Source organism: Kitasatospora sp. NBC_00039 (genome assembly GCF_045160625.1).
Taxonomy (GTDB): domain Bacteria; phylum Actinomycetota; class Actinomycetes; order Streptomycetales; family Streptomycetaceae; genus Kitasatospora.
Genome location: NZ_CP108289.1, coordinates 3,643,473 through 3,661,591 on the forward strand (window position 1 = coordinate 3,643,473; position 18,119 = coordinate 3,661,591).

11 protein-coding genes and 2 pseudogenes are annotated in these 18,119 nt (G+C 75.4%); 3 read left to right on the forward strand and 10 right to left on the reverse strand.

Translation table 11 applies throughout. The annotated features are described in order from the left end of the window. Positions 1 to 210: 210 nt before the first annotated feature. The 5 genes from OG286_RS16030 to OG286_RS16050 all read right to left on the reverse strand — a co-directional run bounded on the left by OG286_RS16030 (position 211) and on the right by OG286_RS16050 (position 8,213). Positions 211 to 2,970: a SpoIIE family protein phosphatase gene (locus OG286_RS16030; protein ID WP_405361226.1), complete on the reverse strand. Its 2,760-nt coding sequence runs from the start codon at positions 2,968 to 2,970 to the stop codon at positions 211 to 213. Between the two features lie 292 nt (positions 2,971 to 3,262). Beyond that, positions 3,263 to 3,847 (reverse strand): NUDIX domain-containing protein, encoded by a 585-nt coding sequence (locus tag OG286_RS16035; RefSeq protein ID WP_396320651.1) that lies wholly within the window; start codon positions 3,845 to 3,847, stop codon positions 3,263 to 3,265. Between the two features lie 247 nt (positions 3,848 to 4,094). Next, positions 4,095 to 5,510 (reverse strand): DUF4190 domain-containing protein, encoded by a 1,416-nt coding sequence (locus OG286_RS16040; RefSeq protein WP_405361223.1) that lies wholly within the window; start codon positions 5,508 to 5,510, stop codon positions 4,095 to 4,097. Between the two features lie 350 nt (positions 5,511 to 5,860). After that, complete coding sequence (locus OG286_RS16045) at positions 5,861 to 6,676, reverse strand: methyltransferase domain-containing protein (protein ID WP_396320649.1); 816 nt, start codon at positions 6,674 to 6,676, stop codon at positions 5,861 to 5,863. Positions 6,677 to 6,830: 154 nt separating this feature from the next. Beyond that, the gene (locus tag OG286_RS16050; RefSeq protein WP_405361221.1) at positions 6,831 to 8,213 is read right to left on the reverse strand and encodes a hypothetical protein; all 1,383 of its coding nucleotides are present in this window, start codon (positions 8,211 to 8,213) and stop codon (positions 6,831 to 6,833) included. Between the two features lie 170 nt (positions 8,214 to 8,383). Here OG286_RS16050 and OG286_RS16055 point away from each other — a divergent pair. Then, a pseudogene (locus OG286_RS16055) lies at positions 8,384 to 9,519 on the forward strand (dihydrofolate reductase family protein). A gap of 64 nt (positions 9,520 to 9,583) precedes the next feature. Beyond that, positions 9,584 to 10,246 (forward strand): HAD-IA family hydrolase, encoded by a 663-nt coding sequence (locus OG286_RS16060; RefSeq protein WP_405361219.1) that lies wholly within the window; start codon positions 9,584 to 9,586, stop codon positions 10,244 to 10,246. Between the two features lie 46 nt (positions 10,247 to 10,292). On the opposite strand, the gene OG286_RS16065 is transcribed toward OG286_RS16060, so the two are convergent. From OG286_RS16065 to OG286_RS16080, 4 genes and pseudogenes are all read right to left on the reverse strand, one after another. Further along, positions 10,293 to 11,609, reverse strand: coding sequence for a M20 family metallopeptidase (locus OG286_RS16065; RefSeq protein ID WP_405361217.1), 1,317 nt, complete (start codon positions 11,607 to 11,609; stop codon positions 10,293 to 10,295). 235 nt (positions 11,610 to 11,844) lie between these two features. Next, positions 11,845 to 14,571, reverse strand: a complete 2,727-nt coding sequence (locus OG286_RS16070) for an SCO7613 C-terminal domain-containing membrane protein (RefSeq protein ID WP_396320645.1) — start codon at positions 14,569 to 14,571, stop codon at positions 11,845 to 11,847. A 222-nt stretch (positions 14,572 to 14,793) separates the two neighbouring features. Continuing rightward, positions 14,794 to 15,867, reverse strand: coding sequence for a redox-regulated ATPase YchF (ychF, locus tag OG286_RS16075; RefSeq protein WP_396320643.1), 1,074 nt, complete (start codon positions 15,865 to 15,867; stop codon positions 14,794 to 14,796). A 75-nt stretch (positions 15,868 to 15,942) separates the two neighbouring features. Further along, positions 15,943 to 16,350 (reverse strand): annotated as a pseudogene (locus tag OG286_RS16080) (glyoxalase). Positions 16,351 to 16,464: 114 nt separating this feature from the next. On the opposite strand from OG286_RS16080, the gene OG286_RS16085 reads away from it, so the two are divergent. After that, positions 16,465 to 17,172, forward strand: coding sequence for a DUF6542 domain-containing protein (locus OG286_RS16085; RefSeq protein WP_396320642.1), 708 nt, complete (start codon positions 16,465 to 16,467; stop codon positions 17,170 to 17,172). A gap of 145 nt (positions 17,173 to 17,317) precedes the next feature. Here OG286_RS16085 and ppgK read toward each other — a convergent pair whose 3' ends face one another. Continuing rightward, positions 17,318 to 18,064 carry a polyphosphate--glucose phosphotransferase gene (ppgK, locus tag OG286_RS16090; protein WP_396320641.1) on the reverse strand — a complete coding sequence of 249 codons (747 nt, stop codon included), beginning with the start codon at positions 18,062 to 18,064 and terminating at the stop codon, positions 17,318 to 17,320. Between the last annotated feature and the right edge of the window lie 55 nt (positions 18,065 to 18,119).

An 18,119-nucleotide genomic window follows, 5' to 3' on the forward strand; every position in this document is an offset into this window, starting at 1 on the left:
CTCCAAACCCGCGACCGTCCGGATGCCGAGAAGACCGAGTATTCATCATCGAGGGGTACGTTCACACGCCCTCAACATCACAACATCAGATCGGGCGAAGGTTTTTGTCCTACCGCCCGCGCAACCACAATGCCACGCTCGCGCCCCCTGCCGGAGTGCGCGCTCCCCCCGGCCTCCCGATGGCATATGCAGCCCCGCTCTACTCGCGTCCTACTCGTCTCCCGGCTCCTCGGGCTCATTACCCGGCAGCGGCTGCTCGAACCAGACGACCTTGCCCATGCCCTCCGCCCGCGCGCCCCAGCGGAGCGCGAGCCGGCGGACGAGTTCCAGGCCCCGGCCGCCCTCGTCGGCCTCGGCCGCGTGGCGCTCGCGGGGCGGGTCGGGCAGCGGGTCGGAGATCTCGACCAGCAGCGTCTCGCCCAGCGTCAACCGTACGCCGATGGGTGCGCTCGCATAGCGGACGGAGTTGGTGACCAGCTCGCTGACCAGCAGCTCCGCGGTGTCGGTCAGCTCCTCGACGCTCCACTCGGCGAGCGTCGCGCGGACCAGCCGGCGGGCCCGGGAGACGGCGGTCGGTTCGGCGGGCAGCGTCCAGCCGGCCGTCGGGGTGCCGGCCTGGCCGTGGCCGAGACGGGCCAGCAGCAGCGCCACGTCGTCCGGCTCGCGGCCCTGCTCCATGGTGTCCAGCACCGCTTCGCAGGCCGCCTGGATCGAGGCCTGGGGCTGCTGGAGGACGGTGATCAGCCGGCCGAGGCCGACATCGAGGTCCTTGTCCCGGGACTCCACCAGGCCGTCCGTGCAGAGGGCGAGCAGGCTGCCCTCGGGAATCTTCAGTTCGACCGCCTCGAACGGGACGCCGCCGACCCCGAGCGGGGCGCCCGAGGGCAGGTCGAGGATCCGGCCGGCGCCACCGGGCAGCGGACCCCCGGTCCGGGTCGGCTCCTCGGCCCCCTCCCCCGGCACGATCAGCACCGGCGGGATGTGGCCGGCCTTGGCGACCGTCAGCCGGGCGGTGGCCGGGTCGAACACGGCGTAGATGCAGGTCGCCAGCAGCGCCTCGTCCGGTCCCTGCGCGAGGTCGTCGGCCAGCTCGTGGACGTGGCGCAGCAGCACGTCCGGCGGCAGGTCGAGGGCGGCCAGGACGCGGACGGCGGTGCGTAGCCGGCCCATCGTGGCGGCGGCCCGCAGGCCGTGGCCCATCACGTCGCCGACCACCAGCGCCGTGCGGTCCCCGGGCAGCGGGATGACGTCGAACCAGTCGCCGCCGACCTCGGTACCGCTGCTGCCGGGAACGTACCGGTAGGCGACCTCGACGCCGGTGGGCTGCGGGACCTGCTGCGGCAGCAGGGTGCGCTGCAGGGTCAGCGCGGCGGTGCGCTCGCGGGCGTAGAGCCGGGCGTTGTCGAGCGAACTGCCGGCCCGGTCGGCCAGCTCGACGGTGAAGGCGAGGTCGTCGCGGTCGAAGCCCTCGCGGTAGCCGGCCCGGCTGACCAGCAGCAGGCCGATCACGATGCCGCGGGCACGCAGCGGCACCACCAGCATCGAGTGCACGCCCAGGTCGTGGGCGGCCTGCATCTTCGGGTCGCCGGGGTAGGTGACGTCGTCCAGCTGGTCGGCGCCGGAGAGCAGCTCCGGGACGCCGGTGCGCAGCACCCGGCCGCAGGCGGAGTCCTCCGCGAAGGTGATCCGGGCGCCGCGGCGCAGCATCACCTCCACCTCGGGGCCGTCCTGGACGGAGGCGGTGCCCAGCTGCAGCAGCGAGGTGCGCCGGTCGTGGCCGTGCCGGGGCAGGTCGTCGCCGTGGGCGACGGCCTGGAGCAGGATCACCGCGGAGTGGTCGGTGAGCCGGGGGACGACGGCGCCGGCCAGCTCCTGGGCGATCCGGGAGGCGTCCAGCAGGTCACCGACGCGCGAGCCGAACTCGTTGAGCAGCGAGAGCCGGCGCCGGGCGTGCTCGACCTTGGCCACCGCCCGGTACCGCTCGGTCACGTCCATCACGGTGCCGGAGATGCCGAGCACCCGGCCGGCCCGGTCGGTCATCCGGCTGTAGGAGATCGAGCGGTAGCCGGAGCGGGCGGTGACGGGCGAGGCGAGGGTGACGTCGATGACCGGCTCGCCGGTGGCCAGCACCTGCCGCTGGATCGCGGTGATCTCGTCGGCGGCCCGCTCCGGCAGGGTCTCGCCGGTCGTGCGGCCGACGTGGTCATCGGTGGCCATGCCGTTCATCGCGGCCAGGGTCTGGTTCACGGCGGTGTAGCGCAGCTCGGTGTCGAGGACGGCGATGCCCAGCGGGGACTGTTCGAACAGCGCGTCGCGGACGGCGAGGTCGCGCTCCACGGCCCGGACGGCGGCCGCCTCGGCCAGGTTGACCTGGAGGAACGGGGTGCCGTCGCCGTCCACCAGCAGGGAGATCCGGGCGTCCAGGGCGACGGGGGCGCCGTCACGGTCGCGCAGCTCGGCGGGGCCGGCCCAGCGTCCGTGCCGCAGGGTGTCCTGGATCGCCGCGCGGATCCGGGCGACCTGCTCCTCGTCCGGGATCAGCTCGTCGATCCGGCGCCCCACCAGCAGCTCGTTCGGCCAGCCGAGCAGTTCCTCGGCGGCCGGGCTCCAGAGGACCACCCGGCCGGCGGTGTCGAGGATCGCGATGGCGACCTTGACCACGTCGAGCAGGGTGCCCTCGGTACGGTCGTCGGGGCCGCCCGGCTCCCCGCCGGGGCCGCCGGGGAAGGGCCGCCCGGGGCGGCTCCGGATTCCCGCCGGAGGGGACGCGTCGGCGACCACCAGGGACGGCGCGGGCTGGTCCGGCGGCGGGGCGTCGGGGGCCGCGTTCCCCCCGCCGCGGCGGCGGCCGACCGGCGGCTGCGGCGGCGGCGCTGGGCGCGCGCCACGACGCAGCCGGGCGCGCGCGGCTGCGCTCCCCCCGGTGCCCGTGCGCCGCGCTCCCCCGCCGCCGTTACCGGTATTCGACACCGACGGGGCCTCCGGCTCTGGTCGGGATCGGCGGCGCCGGCTGGGGCGGCTCACCGATGGTGACGAATAGTGCCGAAAAGTGACATACCCAGCAGAACCCAGGCTATCCCGGCTTCCGGGTCGGCTTTTCCGATTGACCTACCTGGCGTATTGCGCGTCGCGCCGCCGGATGCGCGGGCTCCCGTCGGGGCGTTCGCGCGGGCGGGTGGCGGGCGCGTGGCCGCCGGGCGGGCGGCAGGCGTACGGCGGCCCGGCCGGGGGCCGTGGGCGGCCAGGGGGCGGCCGTACGCGGTCAGGGGGCCGTGCGCGCCGCTTCGAGCAGCCGGGCGATGTCCGGGAGGACGGCCCGGTCGTGGTCCAGCCAGTCGACGCCGTCCAGCTGCTCCGGGCCGAGCCAGCGCAGCTCGTCGTGGTCCTCCAGCGGCCGCGGGTCGCCCGCCAGCAGCTCGGCCACCCAGAGGTGCAGCTCCAGGCCCGGCCGGACCAGCCACGCACCGGGCAGCCGCTCCACGGCCCTCGCCCGGACGCCCAGCTCCTCCAGCAGCTCCCGCTCCAGCGCCTGCACCTCGGTCTCGCCGGGCTCGGCCTTGCCGCCCGGGAACTCCCAGCGCCCGGCCACCTCGGCAGGTGCGCTGCGGCGGGCGGCCAGCACCCGGCCGCGGTGGATGAGCGCGCCGCCGACGACGATCCGGTTCTCCATGGCCCCGACCCTAGGACCTGCGCTCGTCGGGCCTGCGCTCTCCACCCAGTACAGCTGCTTGTGACCGCGTGCCTCGAACTCCGCCGCCAGCCGCTCGGCCTCGGCCCGGTCCAGGCCCGTTGCGACCAGGAAGCGGTTGCCGTTGTCGTCCTGCCGCATCACCCGAAAGGTGTCCATGCCGGTGAGCGTAGGGGTACTCCCCGGGCGCTCGCAGGCGCGGGTCGAGGGAGTGGCCCCGGCCCGCGTCGCGGAAGCGGCCCCGGCCCGCGTGGGGGTCGGGTCGGGGGCCGCGTCCACCGGACGCTACGCCCGGCTCGCTACCGGCAGGTACGGGCCCTGTTAACGACGGGTAAGGAAGCACGGCCCGTGAGGGCCGCTCCGGCAGGTCGGGGCCACCGGCCGGCGGGGCGCGGGCGGCGCGGGGTCAGACCTGGATGTCGCCGACCTGCTCGCCCGTCGACAGGCCCAGCTCGCGGCGGATGTCCAAGGTCAGCTTGGCCGACTTGGTCACCATCGCCTTCGCCCGCCGCACCTCGCGTTCGAGCGCGGCGTCGTCGGCCGTCTTGGCCGCGGTGTCCCAGGCGGTGGCGGCCTCCCGCTGGGCGGCGGCCAACTCGGCCACCTTCGCCTTGGCGCCGTCCGGCCAGGCCGTCGAACGCCTGGAGAGCTCGTCGGCCTCCTTACGGGAGGCGTCCGCCATCTGCCGGGCCCACGCCAGGTACTCGGAGCGCGACCCGGCGACCTCGCCGTCCGGCTCGTTCCAGTACGCGGTGTTGAAGGCGCGGGCGGCCTCCAGGTAGGCGAGCTGGGCCGGGCTCAGGCCGGCGCGGTCGGTCCGGACGCTGCCGCGGTGCTGGGCGTAACGGTCCTCGTAGGTGCAGGTGACGTCGTGCTCGCCGGACTTCCAGTTGCCGCGGCTGGGGTACAGGTAGACCTCTTCCATGCCGTCCGGCACGGCCCAGTAGTCGAGGGCGTAGTCGTCGAGCACCGGGCCGCAGAGGTCGGCGGCGAGGTCGCGGACGCGGGTCTCGCCCGGATAGGCCGGGCCGTCGCCGTCCGGGATCCGGGCGGTGCCGGCCACCTCGCCGTGGTGCGGAACCGCACAGGGCACCTTCAGCACCCAGAAGACCGTCTTGTCCCCGTCCTCGGGGGCGGAGCCGGCGGCGTTCCCGGGCGGGTTGTAGCAGTCGCCGGCCTTGAGCGAGGACCAGAGCACGGACCCCGGCGGGGCCTTCGGGGCGCGGGCCGGGCGGTCGGCGCGGTCGGACGCGTCGACGCCGGCGGCCAGCACCCCGAGGAAGGCCAGCAGGGTGGCCAGCACCCCGAGGACGCCGAAGATCACACCGGCCACGGCCATGCCGCGGCCGCGCTCGTTGCGCTTGGGGATCTGGACCAGCGCGACGATGCCGAGGACGAGCGCGATCGGCCACATGCAGAACAGGCCGGTGACCAGCGCGGCGACGGCGAAGCCGTTGGTGGCCCCGGGGGCCTGCGGGTAGGCGTAGCCGGGCTGGAAGCCGGACATCGAGCCGGGCGGGACGGCGGCCCAGCCGGAGGCGGCCGGCGGCGGGCCCGGGGACGGCGGCGGCGGTGCCGGGGCGCCGGCGGGGGCGCCTGCCATGGCGGAGGCGGGGGCGGCCCAGGGGTCCGCGGGCGCGGCGAATCCGGTGGGTGCGGTGGGGGCCCCGGGTGCGGTGGGGGCCCCGGGTGCGGTGGGGGCCCCGGGTGCGGTGGGCGCTGCGGGTGCGTCCGGGGCCGGGGGTTCCGCGTCCGCCGTGGCCGGCTTGGTCAGCTCCACCCGGTCGGCCGGTGCCGGAGCATCCGCGGCGGGGGCGTCCATGGCGGGGGCGTCCGTCGCCGGAACGGGCTGGGCAGGAACAGTCTCGGCAGGAGCCGCTGCAACGTCCGGCCCCGGGCCTTCGGCCGCGGGAGCGTCCGGCGCGGGAACGGAAGGCGCAGGGACGGGAGCGTCGGGAACGGCCTCCACGGGAACGTCCGGCACAGGGACGGGAGCGTCGGGATCGGGCTTGGACACGTGGACTCCCCCGCCCGGCGGTCACGGGCATCAGCTCGGCAGTTCGACTCGAACGTTCCGCCGGCGGAGCACACCCCTGCGATGGGAACGGAAGCGCGACTTTACCCGATCTTGCCGAACGCCTTCCCGCCCTTTTCCCTGGCCGCCGGGCCCGGCTACCCGCGTGCCAGCACCTCCCCGTGCAGCATCGCGAACCAGCCGTCCTCGGCCGTCGCCCACCCCCGCCAGCCGGCCGCGATCCGCTCCAGCTCCGCCTGCTCCGCGAACCCCTCGGCCACCGCCGTCCCGGCCGTGCTGGAGGCCACCGTCCGGTCGGCCCACATGCCGCCCCACCACTCCCGTCGCTCCGGCGACGCGAAGGTCCAGGTGCTGGACGAGGCGGTGACCTCGGCGAAGCCCGCCGCCCGGGCCCAGGACAGCAGCCGCCGCCCGGCGTCCGGCTCGCCGCCGTTGCTCCGGGCGATCCGCCGGTACAGCTCCAGCCAGCGGTCCAGTTCGGGCACCTGCGGGTACCAGGTCATGCTCTCGTAGTCGACGTCCCGGGCCGCGACCAGGCCGCCCTCCGCGGTCACCCGGCGCATCTCCCGCAGCGCGGCCACCGGGTCGGTCACGTGCTGCAGCACCTGGTGGGCGTGCGCCACGTCGAATTCCCCGTCCTCGTACGGCAGTCCGTGCACGTCGGCGACCTCGAACCGCACGTTGGACAGACCCCGTCCGGCGACGTGCCGGGCCGCCGCCTCCACCACCTCGGCCGAGGTGTCCACGGCCACCACCCGCCCGGCGGGGCCGACCAGTTCGGCCAGGTCGGCGGTGATCGTGCCCGGACCGCAGCCGACGTCCAGCACGGCCTGGCCGGGCCGCAGGTGGGGCACCAGGTAGGCGGCCGAGTCGGCGGCGGAACGGGAGCGGTGCGAGCGCAGCACGGACTCCTGGTGGCCGTGCGTGTAGGCGGCGGGCTGCGGTCCGGTCATGACGTCCCCCTGAGAAGATCTCGGTTCTCCGACGCCTCCGACGCTACTATCTGTCCCGCATGACGAGAAGATTCGTCTCATATGACGGTCGCCCAAGGATGCGCGAGTGCCCCCGGCCGGCCTGCGGTCGGGGGCACTCGCCCTGCTGGTACGCCTAGTTGAGGGTGAACCAGGTGGTGCGGGACTTCTTCCATTCCGGGTGGGTGAGGTCCTTGGCCTCGGTACCGTCGCCGTACAGGTCGGCGGAGCCGTCGTCGGTGATCAGCTGCACCCGGGCGCCGGGGGCGGTGAGGTCCGGGAGGTCCGGCACGGCCTCCCAGCCGCCCGCGTCGGCGGTGGGCAGGTCCAGCACCTTGACCGGCTGCGAACCGGGCTGCCCGTCCCAGCGGTAGAGCGCGTACGGGTCGGAGTTGTCGTCCGCCGCCCAGGAGCCCGCCACGATCAGGTACTGGCCGAGCGCGTTGCGCCGCAGGTCGCGGACGGAGAGCCCGCCGAGGTCCAGCTCGATCGGGGCGCCGAACGTGGCGTGCGCCGAACCGCCGGGCAGGGAGGAGAAGTTGGTGACCGGCACGATCAGCGCCCGGCCCCCGGTGACCGCCGGGGTGAGCGGCGCACGGAAGCCCACGTACGCGGTGGTGGAGCTGCCCGGGGCGAACTCCAGGCCCTCGACGTTGAATCCGTCGATCTGCTTGGGCACCTGGCCGGCCGCCGCGCCGGCCGCGAAGCCGTAGCGGTTGCCGTTGGCGCGGTCCCAGGCGATCAGGTCGTCGCGCAGGCCGGTGTACTTGCCCGCCAGGGTGAGCTGCGTGCCCGCGCCCGAGCCGGTGACGGTGGTGGCGAAGACGGTGCGCCGGTCGGCCTTGATCTCACCGTCCTTGTTGTTGCCCAGCGAGCCGGTCCAGTAGATGGTGTTGCCGACCCGGGTGGCGGCCTCGATGTCGATCTCCTTGGAGACGCCGAGCGCCGAGCTGAAGTCCCAGGTGCGGACGGGCGCGCCCGAGGCGTTGCGGTCGTACAGTCGCAGCACGTTGGACTCGTCGTCGGCCACCACGACGTAGCCGCCGCCCACGTCCACCGCCGCCGAGGCGTCGCTGGAGCCGGTCAGGTACCGGCTCGCGGCGGAGAGCTGGACCGCGGGCGAGGCCGCGTAGTGCAGCGTCTTCGTCGCGGTCTTGCCGCCGAGGCCGGTGACCTTGACGGTCAGGTCGGTGTAGCCGACGCCCTGCGCGGCGACCGCGAGGATGCGGGTGCCGGTGGTGCCCGTGACGGTGACGTCGCCGGTGCGGGCGACCGAGCCGCGGCTGCTCGCCGAGGCGGCCACCGACAGCGCGGAGGCGGAAGCTCCGCTCTGTGCGACGGTGATGGTGACCGTCGGGTCGCCGGTGGCGCCGACCGCGCCGGAGAGGTACCCGGCCGAGAGGGTGATCGTGGGGGTTCCGTACGTCACGGCGGCGGCGGAACCGGCGGGCAGCGCGAGCACCGGCAGTGCGGCGACGGCGACGGCCAGCGGCAGCAGGCCGCGGGAGAGACGGGACACGGGGACAGCCCTTCGACGTGGGGGCGGTGCGAGGTCCGGACCAGGGTGGAGCCCCTCGGCGAACGCCGCCCCTCCGGCAGCGGGCCGCCGGACGAACAGCAGCCCTCGACGGACCACCGGCCGTGCCCGGGCCGTACGGTGGACGGGCCCCCGAGAGAACGGTCTCCCCCATGCCCGGCCGCCCCTTCGTCCTGCTGAGCGCCGCGATGTCGCTCGACGGGCATCTCGACGACGCCTCCCCCGAGCGGCTGCTGCTCTCCAACCCGGCCGACTTCGACCGGGTGGACGAGGAGCGCGCCGCCAGTGACGCGATCCTGGTGGGCGGCAACACGCTGCGCGCGGACAACCCCCGGCTGCTGGTCAACGACCCCGCCCGGCGGGCCGCCCGGCTCGCCGCCGGCAGGCCCGAGTACCCGCTGAAGGTCACCCTCAGCGCGAGCGGCGGGCTCGACCGTTCACTGCGCTTCTGGCACTCCGGCGGCGACCGCCTCGCCTACACCACCGACGCGGGCGCCGCGGTGCTGCGCCCGGAACTGGACGGCCTGGCCGAGGTGGTGGCGCTGGGCGGCGCGGTCGGGCTGGGTGCGGTGCTGGACGACCTCGGCGCCCGCGGGGTGCGCCGGCTGATGGTCGAGGGCGGTGGCAGCGTGCACACCCAGTTCCTGGCCCAGGGCCTGGCCGACGAGCTCCAGCTGGCCGTCGCCCCGCTGCTGGTCGGACAGGCGGACGCGCCCCGCTTCGTCCACCCCGCCGCGTTCCCCGGTGGCCCGGCCCGCCGGATGCGGCTGCTGGAGGCACGTACGGTGGGCGACGTCGTCCTGCTCAGGTACGCCCCGAAGGAGCCCGCCCCGTGACCACCGACCCGACCGACCTCATGTTCCTGCGGCGGGCCGTCGAGCTCTCCCGCCGCTGCCCGCCCTCCGAGACCGCGTTCTCGGTCGGCGCGGTGATCGTCGGCGCGGACGGCGAGGTGCTGGCCGAGGGCTGGAGCCGGGAGTCCGACCCGCACGACCACGCCGAGGAGGCGGCCCTGGCCAAGCTCCCGGCCGGCGACCCGCGACTGCGCGGCGCGACCGTCTACAGCTCCCTGGAGCCCTGCGGGCAGCGCGCCTCCCGGCCGCACCCCTGCGCGCGGCTGCTGCTGGCGGCGGGCGTCCCGCGGGTGGTGGTCGCCTGGAGCGAGCCGGACACCTTCGTCGCCGAGACCCAGGGGACGGCGCTGCTGGAGGCGGCCGGGGTCGAGGTGGTGGAGCTGCCGGAGCTGGCCGAGGAGGCCCGCGCGGTCAACGCCCACCTGCTGGGCTGATATTTTGTATCTGTATTGAACAATTGACTCGCGCTCTCTGGGCCCGCCCGCGAGGAGCCGCCCCATGCCCGCCGCCGCCACCGTGCTGACCACCCGCGCCCTCCTGCTGGACATGGACGGCACCCTGGTCAACTCCGACGCCGTCGTCGAACGCTGCTGGCGCCGCTGGGCCCAGGAGCACGACCTCGACCCGGACGAGGTGCTCCGGATCGCCCACGGCCGCCAGGGCCACGCGACCATGGCCGTCCTGCTGCCCGAGCGTCCGGCCGCCGTCAACCTCGCCGACCACCGGCGCATGCTCGCCGAGGAGACGGCCGACACCGAGGGCGTCGTCCCGGTCCCCGGCGCGCCCGCCTTCCTCGCCCGCCTGGCCGGCCTCCCGCACGCCCTGGTCACCTCGGCCGACCAGCCGCTCGCCCGGGTCCGGATGGCCGCCGCCGGCCTGCCGCTCCCGTCCGTCCTGGTCACCGCCGAGTCGGTCGGCGCGAGCAAGCCCGACCCGGAGGGCTTCCTCAAGGGCGCCGCCGCGCTCGGCTTCGCCCCCGCCGACTGCCTCGCGTTCGAGGACTCCGAGGCCGGCATCGCCACAGCCCGGGCCGCCGGCATCCCCGTGGTCGGCATCGGCCCGCGCGCCGCCGCCCACCGCCCGACCGCGCACGCCGCCACGCTGGAGGACGTGACCGTCACGGCGTCCGGCGACGGCAGCCTGACCGTCCGCATCGCCTGACGGCCCCACCGCGGGGCCGGCACCGGTGCGCCGGCCCCGCGACCGCCTACCGGCGGGTGCGGGTGGCGAGCCAGCCGGCCATCGCCCGGACGCCGACGCCGATGGCCCGCTCGTCCGGCGTGAAGGTCTCGTAGTGCGGGTAACTGGTCGTGATCGCGGCGCCGGGAGTGCGGACCCCGAGGAACGTGTAGGTGCCCGGGACGCGGTCCAGGAACAGTGCGTAGTCCTCCCCGTTGAACGGGAACGCGGCGCGGTTCACCGTCACCGAGCCGGGGCCGAGCTCACAGCGCAGGTGCCGGGCCAGTGCGTTGGCGTCGTCCGCGGGGCAGACCAGGGCCGGGAACGGCGGCTTGGGGAAGGTCACCGCCCCGCCGTACGGCTGCGCCAGCCGGCGGATCTCCTCCCGGATCTCGGTGTTGCGCTGCTCGGGCCAGCAGCGGAACGTCACGTCGACCGCGACCCGGCCCTCGGCGTCCGGCTTGTCCGCCGCCCTGCCGCGGATCACCACGAACCGGGCCAGCGGCCCGTCCGGCGTCTGCACGTCCGCGACCATCTGCTCCAGATAGGCGTCCGACGAAGCCGGCGGCAGCGGCGGTGGGGCCACCGTGGAGAGCCCGCCGATCTCGGCCTTCAGCCGGCCCGCCGCCGCGACCGCGTCCGGCCCCGCCAGGGTGACCGTGGCCCAGTCCTGGCCCGGCAGCCCGCTGCCCGGCGTCACGGCGAACTGCCCCACCGGGTACGGCCCGCAGTGCAGGGCGTGGATCTCCTCGACGCCCTTCCGCTCCAGCACCCCGGCGTCGATCATCGCCTGGGCGCCCTTCAGGGACTCCTCGCCGGGCTGGAAGAGGAACACCACCGTGCCGCTCAGCCGCGACTGGAGCCTCGCCAGCGCCTGGGCGACGCCGACCCCCACCGTGGTGTGGATGTCGTGGCCGCAGACGTGCGCCGCCGGGCGGTCCCGGAGCGGGGGCGTGATGCCGTCCCCGGGCACCGCGTCCATGTCGGCCCGGTAGGCCACCGTCCGCCCGGGGCGCGCGCCCTTCAGCACCGCGACCACCCCGGTCCCGGCCACCGACTCGACGCTCAGGCCCGCCGCCCGGAGCCGGTCGGCCACCGCCCCTGCGGCGAACTTCTCCTCCCCCGACGTCTGGGGGTTGCGGTGCAACTCGCGCCGCAGTGCGATCAGGTCGGCATCGAGCCGGGCGGCGACGGCGTCGACCGCGGCCTGGTCGACCGGGTTGCGCCGGCGGTCCGAGTCCGCCACGGCGTCGGTGCCGGACGCCAGGACGGCGCCGACCCCGGCGGCCGCGGTGCCGCCCAGCAACGTGCGGCGGCTCAGGGCAGGTTTGTTCGAACGAGTCATGACTTCCCCCTGTGATCGTGCGGAGTGGCTGCCCGCATGTCGTGACGACGAGCGGTGAGGGCACGGACGGCAACCGCCCGGGGTGACGACGCCGGTGCGGTCACGGCCGGACGCCCGCCCCCGAGATGCCGGTCAGCAGCCACTCAAATGATCACATGAAATAGTCAACTCGCCTGTGGTGGAGGCAAAGTGAGAGATATCGTTCCGTTTTGACCCTCCGCCGGCACCCGGCCCGTCAGCCCAGCCGGCCGAGCCTCGCCCTCAGGCGGCGGGCATCCCGCAGCCGCTGCTCGTACGTCGCCCCCAGGGCGAGCAGCAGCAGCCCCACGACGGCCAGCGGCACCCAGCGCGGCAGCAGGCCCAGCACCTGGACGACGGTCGGCGCCAGCTCGTGCACGCCGACCAGCAGCAGCGCCGCACCACCCAGCAGCAGCGGGCCCTGCAACCGGTACCTGACCCCCAGCACGGTCACCACCGCCGCGGCGGAACCCAGCAGCAGCGGACGCAGCCAGTGCCCGTCGGCCCACACCGCGACCACGCTGGGCGCCAGCCCGAGCACCAGCCCCGGACCGTACGCCGCCCAGGAACCGGCCTCCGCGTCACGCCGCCGCAGGAGGACACCGACCACCAGCGCGGCCGCCGACACCGACAGGCTGTAGGCCTCCGGCGCCCGCACGTCCCAGAGCGCCAGCCGCAGCCAGGAGGCGGCGATCAGCAGGACGACCGCCGCGACGGTCGCCGCCCGGCGGCGGTCGGGCCGCAGCGCGATCCCGAGCCCCGCCACCCCGGCCACCGTCAGGGCGAGGGCGAGCCGCCCCGGATCGCCGGCCGTCAGCGCACAGGCGACGGCGGCGAGGACGTACCCGGCCCCCTCGACCGCCCGGGAGACCGGGCGCGGTCCCACCCGAGCCGCGACCGGGGCCGAGACGACGGCCACCGCGAGGACGGCGAGCATGATCTCCGGGAGCGCGAGCCCGGCCGTCCGGCCGACGGCCGCCGCCTCGCCGCCGAGCGCCAGCACCGCGCAGGCCGCCGTGATGTCGGGGCGGAGCGCACCCGCGCCCGCGGCGCGCGCCGTCCCGGCCCGCGTCAGAGCCGCCGTCAGGGCCACCGCGAGGACGGCACCGAGGGCGAGGACGAGGATCGTGGCCTGCCGGTCGGCGAGCGCCCAGAGCTGGGCGAACGCGGCGGCCGTCACCAGAGCGGCCGGGCCTGCCGGACGGGCCGGGCCGGTCTCGCGCAGCACCGCGAGGACGGCGGCGGCGACCGCGAGCACGGCCGCGGCGGCGACCGCCATGCCGTACGGCAGCCCGAACGCCACGGGCAGCAGCGCCAGCCCGGGAACGGCCGCCACCGCGAGAACCGGCTCCGTCCAGGCCGTCCCGTCGGCACTTCCCGGCCGCGCGGTCGCCTCGAGGACCTCGGCGCCGAGCGCCCGGAGGGCGGCAAGAGCCCCGACCAACAGCCAGTAGCCGGTCAGCCCGACCCCCGGGACCTCCCAGGCCCAGCCGGGCGCGGCCGGCTCCGCCCAGGCGGCCCCGAGGTGCGCGACCGGCTCGAAGAAGGCCGGCACCAGCTGGGCCACGGACCAGGCCGAGCCCGCCAGCAGGGACAGCCCCGCCGCCCCGCACAGCCCGGTGGGGACGACATCCGCCGCGTCGGCCGCAGGCTCGCCGGGCACCTGCCGGCCACGCGGGCGCACCGCCGCGCCGGCCGCGACCGTGAGCAGCGCGGCCGGCGCCGCGTAGCCGACCGTGCTCCAGCCCACCGGCAGGAGCGCGGCGAGCGATCCCCCCGCGGCCGCCAGCACCGCCACCCCCGCCGTACCGGCCGCCAACCGCCGGACGTCGAGCGTCAGCCCCGGAACCCCCGGCCCCGGGTACGGCCGCGCCACGGCCAGCGCCAGCAGCGCCAGCCCGCCGAGCGGCAGCCAGGCCCAGACCGGAGCCACGGCCCCGCCGTCCACCGCGGCCGCCGTGCGGCGCGAACCGGCGACCAGCGAGATGCCCAGGGCGAGGGCGAGCCCGCCACCCGCCAGGCCGCACACGGCGGCGACCACACCGGCCTGCGGCAGCAGCCCGCCGAGCCGGAGCCTGCTGCGCAGCCCGTCCCGCACGGAGACCCGGCGGATCACGCCGTAGTCCGCGGCCGCCGTGGCGACCAGCGCGGTGGCACTGCCGAGGTAGCCGCCCAGCCCCATCGCATGGACGGCCAGCAGCGCGGGCAGCCGTCCCAGCAGGAAACCCGCCACCAGCGGCGCGCGCATGCGCATCGCACCCCCGTACGCCGCCGCCCCCGCGACGACCAGGGCGGTGCACGCCGCCCAGTAGCCCGGCGCGCGCACGGAGTCCAGGCCGGCCAGGCCCGCGGCGCGCGTGGCGTAGCAGTCCAGCAGCACCAGCACCAGCCCGACGGCGGCGAAGGTCTCCGCGCTCGCCGTCAGCCCCTTGCGGCGCAGCGGGACCGGCGCGGCGAGGGCGCACGCGGTCAGCGCCAGCAGGACGGCGGCGCGGCCGGCGATCCCGAGGTGACCCCAGCTGACCACGGTGAACACCAGGGCGGCGACCACCACCAGCGCGCCACCGAGCACCAGCAGGGCCGCCTGCGCCGACCGCCCGGAGACCTCGGCCTGCCGCCCGGACGGCGGCACCGCCCATGCCGCCCCGGGGCCGGGCTGCGGCTCGGGCCCGTAGCGGCGCGCGCGGAGCTGGTCGAGCAGCCCGGCCCGCTCCTCCAGCAGCACCAGCCGCCGCCGCTCGACCGCCTCCAGCCCCTTCTCCACCTGCCAGAGCCGCCCCGCCACCGCACCGCGCAGCGGCAGCCGGCACGCGGGGCAGCGCGCGGGCGGCCGCACGCCGAGCCCCGCACCGCAGTCGGGGCACCCCGGCTCCTGGCCGGGCACCCCGGCGGACGACGACCCGTCACCGGGCTGTTCGGGCCGGTCCGAAGGCTGACTCTCCATACCCCGGAGTCTGCCGACCGGCCCCGCCCGGCACATGAGTACGCATACTCATCTGCCCCGCCCCGCCCGCCGGAGCACCCGGGCCTGATTGCCGCTGGCCGCACGTCAGAATATCCAGCACCCATCCAGCACAGTGACGACGAAGAGGTCGGACTCGACTGAGCCCGACCTCTTCTGACCTGCATGTTTGCCACGTCAGCGACGTGGTGTCATTTCATCCGCTCAGACGTTGAAGCGGAACTCCACCACGTCGCCGTCCTGCATGACGTAGTCCTTGCCCTCGATGCGGGCCTTGCCCTTGGAGCGGGCCTCGGCGATGGAGCCGGTCTCGACCAGGTCGTCGAAGGAGATGACCTCGGCCTTGATGAAGCCCTTCTGGAAGTCGGTGTGGATCACACCGGCGGCCTCGGGGGCGGTGGCGCCCTTCTTGATGGTCCAGGCGCGGGTTTCCTTGGGGCCGGCGGTGAGGTAGCTCTGCAGGCCGAGGGTCTCGTAGCCGACCCGGCCGAGGGTGGCCATGCCGGTCTCCTCCTGGCCCATGGACTGGAGGAGCTCCAGTGCCTCGTCCTCGTCCATGCCGATCAGCTCGGACTCGATCTTGGCGTTCAGGAAGATCGCCTCGGCGGGGGCGACCAGGGCGCGCTGGGCCTCCTTGAACTCCTCGTCGACCAGCTCGTCCTCGTCGACGTTGAAGACGTAGAGGAAGGGCTTGGTGGTGAGCAGGTGCAGCTCGCGCACCGAGGAGGCGTCGAAGCCCGCCTCGAAGAGGGTCTTGCCGGTCTCCAGGATCTTCTGGGCGGCCTCGGCGGCGGCCAGCGTGGCGGCCGACTCCTTCTTCAGGCGGGCCTCCTTCTGGAGCCGGGGCAGCACCTTCTCGATCGACTGGAGGTCGGCGAGGATCAGCTCGGTGTTGATGGTCTCGATGTCGTCCTTCGGCGAGACCTTGCCGTCGACGTGCACCACGTCCGGGTCGACGAAGGCCCGGATGACCTGGCAGATCGCGTCCGACTCACGGATGTTCGCCAGGAACTTGTTGCCCAGGCCCTCACCGACCGAGGCGCCGCGCACGATGCCGGCGATGTCCACGAAGTCCACGGTCGCCGGGAGGATCCGCTGCGAGCCGAAGATCTCGGCGAGCTTGGCCAGTCGGGCGTCGGGGACGCCGACGACGCCGACGTTCGGCTCGATGGTGGCGAACGGGTAGTTGGCCGCCAGCACGTCGTTCTTGGTCAGGGCGTTGAACAGGGTCGACTTGCCGACGTTCGGCAGGCCGACGATTCCGATCGTGAGCGACATGAAGCGCAGTCCCGTGGGCTTGGAGGAGTTGGGTCGGCACCGTGCGGGCCGATCCCCCAGTCTACGGGCAGCGAATCAGGCGTCGGCCGCCGCCGGCAGCGGCTCCAGGAACTCCAGGCGGTCGCCGAGGCGGTCGCTGGCGTGGAAGCGGCGGCGCCCGGGCAGATCGTCGTCCCAGACGACCTCATGACCACGTGCGGCCAGCCGCTCGGCGAGCGCGTCCATCGTCCGCACCTGGATGCCCGGGTGCCCCTTGCGGGCCGGCCGGAACTCCGGCACCACACCCAGGTGCACCTCGACCCCGCCGCCCCGCAGTGACGATCAGGGCTGGCAGCAGCAGCCGCGCGCGGCCAGCACCGGGGGCTTGGCCGGCTCGGTCATGCCGAGCACGCCGTGCCAGAAGGCCCGGCACTCGCCCTCCGCGCCGGCCGGGATGTCCAGCTGCACGTGGTGCAGCCGTTCGAAGGCGAACTCGCTGGTCATACGGGCCCCGGGGGAGTTGAGCGACGATCACATCAGTACTCCGTTCGAAGACACGGAGCAAGGTCCCGACGACCATTACACAGTGTGGCGATGATCGGACCGTACGTTGGGTGGGTGGAGCAGAGCATCCGAACCCAGCCGCCAGGGCCCAGACGCCGTCCGCCGAACGGCGCGGCCGGGGCCGCCGTCCCCGGGCCCGGGCGGGCCCCCGAGACCGCCGAGCCGGCCGGGGCCGCCGCCTCCCCCGCCTCCCGGCTACGCCCCGTGGCCGGCGCGCCCGACCGGGTCCGCCCCGGTGGCGCCCGGCCCCGGCTGCGTCTGCCGTTCGGTGCGCGCCCCGGGGAACGGACCGGCGAGCGCGTGGACGGGCAGACCTCCGAACGCACCGGCGAACGCGGTGGCGGCCGCCCGAACGGCCGCCTCTACGGGCGCCGGCGCACCGGGCGGCCGACCCGGCTGACCGCGGTCGGCACCGGCGTGGCCGCGCTGGTCGCGACCGTATCGGTGGCCGGCCTGGACCGGCTGGTCTTCGGCGGGCTCGGTGTGCTGTTCGGCATCGGCTACCTGGTGGTCTGCTTCCAACTGGCCGTCCGGGTGCGCTTCGCCGACCTGCTGGCCGCGCCGATCAGCGGGCCGATCGCCTTCGCCGTCTCGCTGCTGCTGCTCGGCCCGGTCGCCTCCTCGGGGGTGACCGCACAGGTGGTGGCGCTGGCGACGGGCCTGGCGCTGCGGGCCGGCTGGCTCTTCTCCGGCACCGGTCTGGCGGCGGTGATCGTCCTCGCCCGGTTCGTGGCGCAGCGGCGGCTCCACCGGGCGCGCTGAGGGGGCGGCCACCCGGCCACCCCCTCAGCGCACGGCACCGACACGCGGCGCACGGCACCAGTACTCGCCGCACCGCAGCCACCCTCGCCGCACGGCACCGGCCCTCACGCGGGACCGGCTCCTCGCGAGGACCCCGGCAACCGGGTCAGGCGGACGCGCGGGCCGCCGCCATGGCCGCCCCGACGATCCCGGCGTCGTTGCGCAGCCCCGCCGGGACGATCCGGGCCTCGCGCTCGCGCAGCAACGGCAGGAACTTCTCGTGTTTGCGGCTCACCCCGCCGCCGATCACGATCAGCTGCGGCGAGAACAGCATCTCCACCAGGTCGAGGTACTCCTCGACCCGGCCCGCCCACTGCTCCCAGGTCAGCCCGTGCCGCTCCTTGGCCGCCGAGGAGGCGCGCCGCTCGGCGTCCTTGCCGCGCAGTTCCAGGTGGCCCAGCTCGGTGTTGGGCACCAGGGTGCCGTCCACGAAGAGGGCGCTGCCGATACCGGTGCCGAAGGTGAGGACCAGCACCACGCCCGCCTGACCGCGCCCGGCGCCGTGACTGAGCTCGGCGAAGCCGGCGGCGTCGGCGTCGTTGAGGACGGTGGCCGGCAGGTCGAGCGCCTCGCGGAAGAGGCCCTCGGCGTCGAGGCCGATCCAGCCCTTGTCGACGTTGGCCGCGGTTCTGGTCTGGCCGTTCACCACCACTCCGGGGAAGGTCAGCCCGACCGGGCCCCGGTGGCCGAAGTGTCGGACCACCTCGCGGACGGCGGCGACCACGGCCTCCGGGGCGGAGGGCTGCGGGGTGAGGACCTTGTAACGCTCCTGGGCGAGCACGCCCCGGCCGAGGTCGACGGGGGCGCCCTTGATGCCCGAACCGCCGATGTCCACACCGAATACCGCCGTCATGACGACCGCCCTCCGCCGTAACCCGAAACCGTCGCGCACGGCCGGCCGGGCGCCA